We start from the raw sequence: 11,791 nt of genomic DNA, 5'->3' as shown, positions 1-11,791 counted from the left end.
ATGTCCTAATGACAATTAAATGATGCGATAAAGGGAGATGACAACTGATCGATGGCCGCGTCTTAGTAACTGGCGTTCAGGCTGAAGCCGGCCGTATGGCTGGCCGTACGGAACAGCTCGGGTTTGCGCACGGGCCAGCCGACAAAGGCGTCGTACTGCACGCCCAGCCACTGGCCGCGCAAACCGACGAAGCCGCCCGTCAGGCGCCGCGCAATCAGCCATTCGGCGGATGGCCCCGACACTTCGCCGTGGTCCAGCCCGGCATACGCTTCCTGGCCGCTGCTGCCCAGCGGCACGCCGAGCTCATTGCGCAGCAGCCAGCCGCGCTCGGCGGACAAGCTGCTTTCGCCGTCGTAGCCACGTACCGTGTAGCGCCCGCCGATGGCAAAGCGATCTTGCGGCACCAGCGGCGTGCGGTTGTGCTGCATGCGCCAGCTGCCCGCGTAGCGCAGCGGCTGGCCAGCCAGCTTGAACGGCGCCGACAGGGCCGCGTCGGCCAGGACGAGTTTGAAACGCGACGTGCCCTCGCCAAATGCTTCCTCGGGCGCCGCCATCGCATGCATCGCGCCCGTGCCGCGCCGGTATTGCAGGTTCAAGTCCAAGGTGGCCTGTCCCATGAATTCGCGATGACCGATACCCAGTTCCCAGCCCGCCATGCGGCGGCGCTGCACTTCCACTTCCGTGTCGTCGATGAAATTCTGCGCGGCGCGTTGCCAGCCACGCAAGGACACCGTCGTCTTGCGCGACGCATCGCGGTACACCAGGCGCGAGAGTTTCACTTCCTTGTTCTGGCTGGCGCCGCTGTAGTTGTAGTCTTGACTGATGCCGGCCACGGACTGGTGGTAATGGCTGTCGCTGGCCGTGAAGGCCAACAGCCAGTAGGCGTAGGGAATCGAATAGTGGGCCACCATGCCGCCCGTGCCGCGCGGGCCGTTGCGGTCGCCGTCGACGTTCTGGTTCAGGCTCAGGTAAAACAGGTCGTTCAGGGTCAGCCAGTGGTCGTACGACAGGGTCACGCTGCCCTGCAGCTTGCCTGTCGAGCGCGAACCGCCATCATCGAGGCCCAGCGCCAGCCGAAACGGCAAGCCCTGCTTCCACTGGATCTGCAGGTCGCTCTCGCCCGGCTTGGCGTTGCCGCCCTCGGCCGGCATGATCTGGATATCGGCCTCGGCCGTCGGCACGCGCTTGAAGTTCTCCAGCGCCTGCTCCGTATCGCGCACGTTGAGCAAGTCGCCGGGCCGCGCCGGCACGGCATTCCACCAGGTGGCCCGGGGATTCGTGCCGGGCGCAAAACCGATCTGGCGGATACGCCCCGGTATCACGCTCAAGGCCAAACTACCCTTGCTCAAGTCCTGCGGCTCGGCCAGCACGCGCGTGGTGACGTAGCCGCGCGCGATGATGGCGTTCTGCATGCGGCCCATCAGTACATTGATGGCCTGCGTGCCCAGGCAACGGCCCAGCGGAGAATCCGGCGCGCCCAGGTCGTCGCGGTTGGTGGCGTTCAATGCCCACTGGAACTGCGCCGCATCCTCGCCCCGCAACACAAGATGGTCAATCGTAAAACACGGCGATTCGCCCGTCGGCAAGCGGTTTGCTGACACCGCGGCAGGCGCCTCGAGCAGGCGCACGTCGGGATTGCGTTCCTGCTGCTGGCGCAGGACGCGCTCGCGCTCTTGCTGGCGTATCAATTCTTGGCTGGCATCGTCGCGCTGGCTGCTGCCAGGCGTGGTGGGAAGGGGCGGCGCGATTTCGGGACGGGTCTGCGCGGACACGGCGGCACACAGGGTGCCGCTAAACAAAAATACACCGCACCATGGCGTCAAGCGCAGGTGCATATGTTGCCTTAAATAATTATTTACGTAAGGAAATTATAAATTAATTATTTCTACCGGGCAACTTTATTTATTTCTTGAGAACTTTACCTCTTTGGTAACTACTTTTCATCTATCCAATTACCACTAGTAATCAAAGATATCGTCTTGAGCACCCAAGATCATGCTGAAGCCTGCGACAAGATCTCCGTCACTTGTCGCTGCCTGTACGCTGGAACAGCACCTAGCGTGCCTGCAGCAGCCTGGACGATCACTGCCAAGCTAGATATTTTCTGAACGGGAAATTTATTTTTGAAATTATCAAGCAGACTGAATTTTGTATTTCGACCTATGCTTCTTCAATGCCAATTCACAACTATACCCAATAAAACCATAGCTGTGATCCTTGAATAAAGTAACGCCTTCGCGCATATCAAAGTCATTTGGCCTTGGAAAACCATGGACAGCGAAAATTTCTGTCGCATAGACCGCATAGTCACGCATGGTTCTAAAGCTCCAATACTCAAAAGGAAAACAAAAAATTAGCGGCATCAGAAATATGATGCCAAACATCGTAATTAAATGCTCTTTTTTTTCTAACGATACATCGATAGAAAAAAGAAGCATAAGTGAAAGAATTATCCAAACAGCGAATGTCATGTTCCTTGCAAATTTCATGCAACTCCAGAAAAAAGCACGCTCTCCGCAATAAGCATTCAATGGCATCATAAAAAAGCTATCGTCGATGCGCAGCAAACTGTGTACGTACAGCACATCCTCTTTCTGTGTCACCACTAATTTGACGATATCGCCATCCTTGATCTTGTCAGCGTCTCTAAAAACGCCACACACTACTTTTCCATTGACCATTCCGGCAAAATTGTACATATCTTCGCCATCGTAAAAACTCAGCATGGCGGCATTTGTCAAGGCTCCTGGCATGCCGTTGATCACGGCTGCAACGCCACCAGCCAGATTTTTTTCCACAAAGCTGCTTTCGATTTCATCAAGTAAATTCACATTTGTTGCAGCCATATGGAATTCCGTGAGCTTTCCCTCCACTGTAAAAAAATCCCCTTCGGAAGATGTATTTTCAATATTCTCTTCGGCCATGATTCGCTTCCTAACAATTATGCTTGAACCGCCTTTAATGCCTTATGCAGCTCCATCAATTTTTTCACCAGAATCAAACAGCTATTCGCTAGCTCCCACTTCTTTTCCTCAAGTCGCATATTTATCAGGCAGATGGAATCTTGTGCTTCAACCTGTGTTTTTTCAGAGCCAGCTCACAATTCGTTGCAAAAAATACATTTCCATTATTTTCGAAAAAAGTAATCCCTTTGCGAGCATCAAATACATCTGACTTTGGGAAACCATAAGCGAGGAAAATTTTCTCAGCGCATACAGAATAATCACGTATGCTCTTATATGTCCAGCATTAGAAAGGAAAACAAAACAGCGGAGGCATCAACAATATCGCGCCAAATGCTGTAATTAAATTTTCTTTTTTCCATTGATACCAATAATATATTTCCAATAACCCATCAATTCCGCGCAGGGAGTAACTGAGATCGAACTTCAAAATTAAAAAAATTATCAGGAAGATTGAATATTATATTTCAACCGGTGTTTCTTCAAAGCCAACTCACAACTATATCCAATAAAGCCATGGCTTTGATTTTTAAATAAAGTAGCACCCATTCGCATATCAAAGTCACTAGGTCTTGGAAAACCATGGGCAGCGAAAATTTCTGTCGCACATATCGAATAATCACGCATGGTTCTGAAGCTCCAATATTCGAAAGGAAACCAAAAAACTAAAGGAGCCAGGAATATAATTCCACATGCCACAATTAAATATTCTTTTTTTTCAACTGATATATCAACATATGAAAAAAAGGCAGCAAAAGCCATAATCCACATAAACAGTATCATATTCCGCGCAAACTTCATGCAACTCCAGAAAAAAGCTCGCTTTCCGCAATAGGTATTCAATGGCATCAGCAACAAACTATCGTCAATACGGAGCAAACTGTGCACGTACAGCACGTCATTTCTCTGTGTCACCACCAATTTTACGATATCGCCATCCTTGATTTTATCAGCGTCTCTAAAAACACCACACACTACTTTTCCGTTAACCATTCCGGCAAAATTGTACATATCTTCGCCATCGTAAAAACTCAGCATGGCGGCATTTGCCAATGCCCCTGGCATGCCGTTGATGAGGGCGGCAACGCCACCTGCCAAATTTTTTTCCACAAAGCTGCTTTCGATTTCATCAAGTAAATTCACATTTGTTGCAGCCATATGGAATTCCGTGAGCTTTCCTTCCACTGTAAAAAAATCCCCTTCGGAAGATGTTTTTTCAATATTCTCTTCGGCCATGATGCGCTTCCTAACAGTTCTGCTTGAGCCACCTTTAATGCTTTATGTAACTCCATCGTTTTTTTCACCAGAATCAAACAACTATTCGCTAGCCCCCTCTTCTTTTCATAAAGTTACATATTTATCAAGCAGGTGGAATCTTGTGCTTCAACCTGTGTTTTTTCAGAGCAAGCTCACAATTCGTCGCAAAAAATCCATTTCCATTATTTTCGAAAAAAGTAATCCCTCTGCGAGCATCAAATACATCTGGCTTTGGGAAACCATAAGCGAGGAAAATTTTCTCAGCGTAGACTGAATAACCACGCATACTCTTATATGTCCAGTATTCGAAAGGAAAACAAAACAACGGAGGTATCAACAATATTGCGCCAAATGCTGTAATTAAATTTTCTTTCTTTTCCATTGATACATCGATCAATAAAAAAAATCCAGAAAATAAAACAACCCAAACAAATAACGTCATGTTTCTTGCAAATCTCATGCAATTCCATAAAAAAGCGCGTTCTCCGCAATAAGCATTCAGAGGCATCAATAAGAGGCTATCCTCTATACGAAGAAGGCTGTGTACGTGCAGGACATCACCCCTTCTTGCCACGACCAATTTGACGACATCGCCATCCCTGATCTTGTCCGCATCATCAAAAACACCACAGACTACTTCGCCATTGACCAGCCCGGCAAAAGTATGCATATCTTCGCCATCGTAAAAACTTAGCATGGCTGACGTTGCCAATGTTCCAGGCATGCCATTGATGGCCGCTGCGACGCCACCTGCAAGGTTTTTCTCCTCAATATTTTTTTCTATTTTCCTGAGTAAGTTTATAGTTGTTGCAGCAGTCTGAAAATCTGTGATTTTTCCTTCCAGTGTAAAGAAAACCTCATTTGAAAACATGTCTTCATTTTTCTCTTCTGTCACACTAACCTCAAAATTTATGATTGTATTGCCTTCAAAGCTTTCTGCAACTCCATTAGCTCCTGTTCAACAGTAGCAAATGGTTTCTCAGAAAACCATCCTCTTTCCTTTCTAAAGCTACACGCTTGAAACCAATTTTCCAATTCATCGTCCATGATCCATACTCGATATCCGACTTCGACAACAGTTATCCCTAAACCAATCAGATTAAACCGAGCCAACCTTATCAATAAAATAGTTCTACCACCTACCAGGCTTTGTGCCAATCCACCAAAATAATTTATTGTCTTCAAAGAAAAACTGAAATTTTTCGCCAATTGGGATCCTGCCAATCGCGCCAATAAAGGAGCGCCGTAGGATAATGCAGCGGCCAAGCCCAAACCCATGTTTATTGCACCAAAAACAGCTCGGGTAGTGTAAATTCCCACCAAAACCCCATTAGATCGTTCCTTCTTTATTTCATCATAAGCCGAAAGAATATCCAAACAAACTACAATGAAACCCGAAATAGCCCCCAGTACCCCCGCAGCCATTTTGAATCCGCCGCGAATAATATCTGCCGCCTTATTTATCCCGTTAATTTTACTATAAGGTAAAATTTCCCGTATAGATTTTGTCACAGCATAGATCAGATCAAAAGTTATACTACTCAGTGAAAATATTGAGGCTGCCACCTCAGCCTTTAGTCTGGGAGAATCCTGAAAATGAGGCAATTTTGTTGCCAGGGAAAGGCTTTCAATTGACATTAAAAGGACACCCATGCGGGCATGGCGAAAGTTATTGGTCTCGGGCCTTTTACCCACATCTAATTCGTCCAGTGCAATCTTGACCTTGTTTTTTACCTTTGCCTGTTCATCTTCTATCAGTTTTTCTATGCTCCCTTCCACTTTTGCCGCATCTGCCTGAGCAATTCTGGTGGCCTCTTTTCGCGCTAGACGCTCAGCTTTATTTTCTATGCTTTGCTCTAATTTGTTTTTTTTACTTTCCGTTTTCAGCGTTTCAGCGTATTTCTTGGATTTTTCTCTTAATTCATCAATATTTTTTTGCTTTAGAGGAACCATCAACTCTTCGAAAGTTATCTTTTCAGCAAGATCAGCTAACTTAGAGTACAGCAATACACCGACGACGCCGGAAATTGCCTTGTCCAGCTTCCCGCTTTTAGTGGACAGTGCCTGAGTCCACTCCGATATTTTTGCAAATGCCATCCCCTCCGCAGTTCGATGATATTTTGATAAATTTACTATCGGCTTTTTTGTACTGGCCGATGGGTCCTTGTTGTGAATTTTAAGGACCCCGCTATCGCGCAACCATTCATCCCATGCGGAATCAATTTTCTTAAAGGAATCAATCAGGCCTTTGCAGGCCTTTAACCACGGCGCCGCCTGTACTTTTGAAATATCTCCGGCAGCCTCGACCTGGTCTTTAGCTTCCTTGAAAGCTTTTTCCGCTGCATCGTATAAAGATTTATGATTGTAAAAATTTGAACGCATGTACAAATTTTTTCTTTCAATTGAATTTACATCCATCCAACTTTTAAGAACAGGCGCATTTTCCGTACTCGCGAACATGCCAAACACACACCGGGAATATTCAAAATTAAAGCAAAAACCGCTGCTGATATTTTCTTCATCATAACTATCAAATGCGTCAACCAGTTCCGTGGATATTACCCACCTGGCATGATCGGCGGTTCTCTTCTTCGATTTTGCCTCAGCTTCTCGCGACAGTTTATCCAGGGTTTTCCGAAGCAAATCAATTTCCGAGACAGAGATGAGCGATTCATATTTTTTCTCGAATTTTTCGCGCGCATCCTGTTCACTGCCCTCAAGAATCTGCTCGCGCCTTTTCTCTCTCGCTTCAGAAGTTTTTCTTATTCTCTCTTCGATTATTTCAGCTTCTTTTACCCGATTTAATTTCCTGAGCATTTCAGCGTTATTTTTATTGATGTCCGGAAGTGCCCTCAAATCCATGTCATCAAGATTTTTCTTTCTGATTTCTACGCCATATTTGACGACACAGTCCTTGATATCATCAATACCGACCATGACGTCCATTTTCCGCCGGTTGCTGACTTTTTCCTTGTCAACCTGCCCAAGAAAATCCTCAAGCGGTTGTAGGGCGGCATTACGAAAATCGTTCAATTCCTGTGTGATGCCGATCGGGTCAAACACAGCAAAGGCTGCCGCCTTGGTCGCCACCATTTTCTCTTCCAGCTTCCCGATCCGCCCGCCCGGCGTCGCTAGCGGAAGATTTGCCATGCCTTCATAAGCATCGCAACTTGCCATGTAGAGCTGCTGCATGAGGATTTTCCCCAAGGGGCTCTTGCAGGCATTTTGATATTGCCGGGCGAGTACGGCCTCGGGCACGTATTTGCCCAGCTCTTCTGGCTTCAGGCTGTGCGGCTGTTCGGTACTGCCTGCTGCCCATTCCTTCGGCAGGAATACCTGCATCTGTCCAGTTCCAACCCTGGCGTCGGCATTGGCCGCATAGGCGTCCAGCCGATCTGTCGTCATGGCAGTCGGCGTAAACAGCAGATAAATTTTTTCGACAAACTCGATCTTGTCGATCGCGATCAGGCTGGCATTGATGCCGCAGGTGGTGCGGTCGCAGGAGAAAGTCACGGCCGCCGAGGGCGGTGTATCGACGGGGAACTTCGACAGAAAGGCGTCGTCGTCGGCAAAATAGCCCTCCCAATACAGCAATCCCGACCGCTTGATCAGCACGTACAGGAAGCCGGAGCGCAGCAGGCGCGGCGCATAGCTGGCGTTTTCCAGCTTGATGTGCTTGACCTTGTCGCCCAGCTTGCCTGGCAGCGCGGGCACGCTGCCGGCCGCCCCCTCGCCCACCACTGCCGCATAGCGCAAGGGCAAGATGAACAAGCCGTTTTTATCGCAGAATTTACAGTCTTTCATCGCTCTTCCTGTTAGGTGTGCGGCACGCGGCCATCCTGCTGGGCATCAGTCCAGGGAATGCAGACGGGCTTTCAATACTATGTCCAGCGGCAAGCCTTGCGTCGCTGCCATCCGCATCAGTTCCCCGAGGGCGGGGTGCAAGGTGAAGGCTTGGCCGTATTCAACGGCGCGCCAGGCATAGGCGATCTGATCGTCAGCCTGCTCCAGGCCCGCACTTGCGCTGTGGACAAGATGGTGGTCGATTTGCGCATCGATGCCTGGCCCGATTGCCGTTCGCCTTGCGCGCAGGATGCGCACCACCAGGTTGATCTGCTCGATGCGCTCCATCGCCTGCATGGTCGGCTCATCGATACGCAGGGGAATGTCTTGCAGCGCCGATACCGGCTGCGCATGGCCATGCTGGATCAACTGCCCATCGCGGTCGAGCTGGCACCATTTTTCAACAGGACCGAGCAGATCGGAAAAACTGCTGCGCCCAGGCACGCCTGCTGCGGTAGAAGGCGGCAACACTCTTGCCAGATGCGGCATGACGCGCGGGTCAAAATAGCGCAGATAGACGGCGTCGCCGGACGGATAGCGCACATTCAGGCGCGCCAGCATGGCGCTGCGCAAGCGCTCCAGGGTCGCCTGGCCAAACAGCCAGGCACAGATCCGGGGTACCGCGCCCGCTTCGGCTTGCTGCTCCAGCGCCAGCTTCAGGCTCTGTTCGACCAGCGCGTAGTGCTCTGGCCGGCGGTTTGACAGTTCGAGCAGCATCGGCGCGCGTTGCAAGTCATCCTCGAAGATCGGGTCATCGAGCAGCACGCTGGCCGCAGGCGGCGACAGGGCTTCGATCGCCTCGCGCAAGGGATTGTCGATGAACTGGTCGATCAGGACGATGGTCCTGTCATAGTCGCGGGCCACGTTGTACAGCACTTCATCGGCGCGCACCGCCGATACCGTTGGCGATGGTGAATTATCGTTTGACACTGGCCGCTCCCGCCATCGTGGCATCGAGAAGTTTCAGCGCGCAGCTTTTCAATTGTCCCATCGGCAAGGCCAGGGGTACAGGACTGGCACTGGCCGGCCCCGTGAACTCCTTCATGCCGGCCTTGAATTCCATCTTGCCGGGTCCATGGATTTCGATATTGCCGCCCTCGAGCTTGATATAGGCGCCCTGCACTGTCATCAGCACATGCTGCTTGCCGCTGATATTGACGCTTTTACTGACGCTGGCCACGGTCACGGCCTTGTCTGCGGTTAATTTTGTTTCATCGGACTGGCTCTGGCTGCTGACCTTGCCGCTGGCGGCGTGCAGGCGGATGCCGGTTTCCTGGTTGGGTTTGTCTGCCTTGCTGGCCTTGCCATAGGTGAACAGGCTGATGCCGGAACTGATCGCATGAAAATGGTTGCCTTGCGCGCCGAAATTGATGTCCTGCCCTGCCGCGATGCTGCTCGTATTGCCGGCGGCGAAAAGCGCATTGAGCGGCGTGGTGGCGGCGATGCCGGCCGGACTGGACAATTGCAACTGGGGCGCCCCGTAGGCCGTTGCCTGGCCGTCGCCTGTGCCCGTCGTGCCCTTGAGCATGTCGATGCTGTTCGCCAATTGTTTCAGTGCAGGCAAGGTATCGGGCGCCGTTTCGGCCTGGCCTTGCCCACCGCCTAACACAGCCTTGTGCTTTTGCGCCGTCTCGGCAAGCGAAGTCAGCAAGGCCAGGCTCTGTTCGATCTGGGCCGTGGCTTCCTTCGTATCCATCTGTGTGCCGCTGGCGTTGGTACGCCCGTCGGTCGACAGCAGCAGCCCCTGCCCCGCACGCAGCGCGGCGCTGTGCTCGGTTTTCAGTTCGGCGCCGAAGCCGGCGGCGGCCAGCCGCTGGTTGTCGGTCTGATGGCGCAAGTGCCCGAGGTTCAGCTCGGCAGTACCCTGGTGCGCGCCGGCATGGCGCTGCAGGGCCACGCGCGGCTGACCCGGACTGTCGTCGAACACGAGCTGGCTGTACGCCGCGCCGCCCTGCTGGCTGGCCTGCATGGCCTGGCTCTTGATGCCGGACAACGCGGCCGGGTGAGCATGCGCGCCCGCCTCACCGGGAAACCAGGCCGGTGCATTGCCGGTGGCGGGCCCGGCGCCATGGGACACGCGATTATTCTGGGCATCGGCCGTGCCCTGGCCGTTGTAGACGGCACCGATCACGAGCGGCCGGTCGATATTGCCTTCCAGGAAATCAATCAATACTTCCTGGCCGATGCGCGGCAAGGCATGGCCACCCCAGTTGGCGCCCGCCACCGGCGCCATGGTGGAGGCCACGCGCACCCAGGTGCCGGCACTGTCATCGCCAGGCGCACCAGTATGCTTGCCGCCTTGCGGATGGTCGAGGCGGCTGTGGCTCGTGACGCCGCGCTGCCAGTGAAATTGCACCTTGATGCGGTGGTCGCGGTCGGTGTGAATCGCGGCGCCGGCCGGGCCCACCACGACGGCCGTCTGCTGGCCATGCACGGTCGGGCGCGGATGCAGCAGCCGGCCATGCTGGTCCTTGCCGCTGGCGCGATAAGGAATGTTGCTGCGGATGGCATCGATGCGGTTGCGGTACAGGGGCCGCTCGGCAATGGCGCCCAGCAGCGCGGGCATGCGGTGCAGGCTGCCCGCTTGCTCCTTGCGGATGGCCGCATCGAGCAGGCCCGTCTTGAGCGTTTGCACAATGGACGACTGCAGATCCGCGCTCAGGTTGTTGTGCATCAGATGCACCGTGCGCACGACCAGGAAGTTGCGTTCGTCGTTGCTACCCTGGTCGAACACCGGCTGTCCCTGCAAGCTGAACGTGGTGCCCGGCGACAAGGTACGCACGGTACCGGCCGCCACATGGACCTCCTTGCCCGCTTCAAGCGCCTGCAACTGGTTGCGCGCGATACGCTGGCCCTGCTCACGCGAGGCGTAGGCATAGGCCCCGGGCGCATCGCGGCTGAGCAGCTCCACCTGCTGCGCCGCACCCGTCGCGCTGGCGACACGCTGGTCGAGCGAGCGGTAATCCCAGCTGCCGATGGCGATGGCATTGGTCTGCTGGCGCAATTCGGTGCGCCATCGGTCGATGCTGTCGACCTTCATCACGGCACCCGGCTGCGTGAAATCGATGCTGCTCTGGGCATTCGGCTTGAACGCACCGTTATGGTCCGCGATCACCAGGCAGTGGCTGCCCAGGCTGGGGCTGCCCGGATCGCCGCTATGCTCATAGTAATAAAACAGGCCTTCCTCGTGCATCAGGCGCTGCGCGTAGGCCCAGTCGCTTTCCTGGTATTGGGTGCTCAGGCTGCGTTTCGGGTATGCCGCGCGGTCGAGAATATCGAAACGCCAGGCCGGCGCCAGCTTGCCCTGCGCCTGATAAGCGGCAAACAGCGCGTCGAGGATGTCGAATACCGTCATGTCCTGGAACACGCGGCTGTCGCGGCCGTGGGCAAGAAACGTGCTCCACGGTTCCAATGTCAACTGATAGCGCGCCATGCCGCCGTTCGCGCCAACCAGCTCGACGGCGGTGATGTGGCCGTGGAACGGGCGCAGCGCGTCGGCGCTGGTCGCGGTCAGCAATTGCAGCATGGCCGGCTGGCCGATCAAGGTACGCAAGGAAATGGCGGCGTCCGTCGACAGGGCCGCGATCTGGAACACGAAGCCCGTGCTCAAGCCCTCCTCGCCGCGCACGCATTCGGCCAGCAGGCGGTCAGCGCCAAGGGGCGTGGTCAGCTGTAACAATCTGCTGGCTTGCGTGAAACTGGCGGGCGAGGACATGGACATCCGGAAC

The 11,791-nt window shown here is 53.3% G+C and carries 7 protein-coding genes; all 7 read right to left on the bottom strand.

Annotated elements, in window-relative coordinates; translation table 11 throughout:
* Nucleotides 1-62: 62 nt before the first annotated feature.
* Entirely contained in the window at nt 63-1,835 is a 1,773-nt protein-coding gene (locus V3C40_RS24485) for a ShlB/FhaC/HecB family hemolysin secretion/activation protein (protein WP_331778754.1), read from the bottom strand.
* Between the two features lie 297 nt (nt 1,836-2,132).
* Nucleotides 2,133-2,924, bottom strand: a complete 792-nt coding sequence (locus tag V3C40_RS24480) for a hypothetical protein (RefSeq protein ID WP_070306025.1) — start codon at nt 2,922-2,924, stop codon at nt 2,133-2,135.
* A 483-nt stretch (nt 2,925-3,407) separates the two neighbouring features.
* Complete coding sequence (locus V3C40_RS24475; protein WP_070306027.1) at nt 3,408-4,199, bottom strand: hypothetical protein; 792 nt, start codon at nt 4,197-4,199, stop codon at nt 3,408-3,410.
* Nucleotides 4,200-4,323: 124 nt separating this feature from the next.
* On the bottom strand, nt 4,324-5,115 hold the full coding sequence (locus V3C40_RS24470; protein ID WP_139143530.1) for a hypothetical protein: 792 nt from the start codon (nt 5,113-5,115) through the stop codon (nt 4,324-4,326).
* A gap of 14 nt (nt 5,116-5,129) precedes the next feature.
* Nucleotides 5,130-8,024, bottom strand: a complete 2,895-nt coding sequence (locus tag V3C40_RS24465) for a T6SS effector BTH_I2691 family protein (RefSeq protein WP_070306029.1) — start codon at nt 8,022-8,024, stop codon at nt 5,130-5,132.
* 45 nt (nt 8,025-8,069) lie between these two features.
* Nucleotides 8,070-8,993, bottom strand: a complete 924-nt coding sequence (locus tag V3C40_RS24460) for a DUF4123 domain-containing protein (protein ID WP_175444628.1) — start codon at nt 8,991-8,993, stop codon at nt 8,070-8,072.
* Complete coding sequence (locus tag V3C40_RS24455; protein ID WP_331778753.1) at nt 8,980-11,784, bottom strand: type VI secretion system Vgr family protein; 2,805 nt, start codon at nt 11,782-11,784, stop codon at nt 8,980-8,982. Before V3C40_RS24455 ends, V3C40_RS24460 begins: the two co-directional genes overlap by 14 nt.
* Between the last annotated feature and the right edge of the window lie 7 nt (nt 11,785-11,791).

This window comes from Janthinobacterium sp. LS2A, from assembly GCF_036543145.1.
GTDB lineage: Bacteria > Pseudomonadota > Gammaproteobacteria > Burkholderiales > Burkholderiaceae_D > Janthinobacterium > Janthinobacterium aestuarii.
The sequence above is the reverse complement of the archived record's forward strand: the minus strand, read 5'-3'. Positions and strand labels throughout refer to the sequence as shown.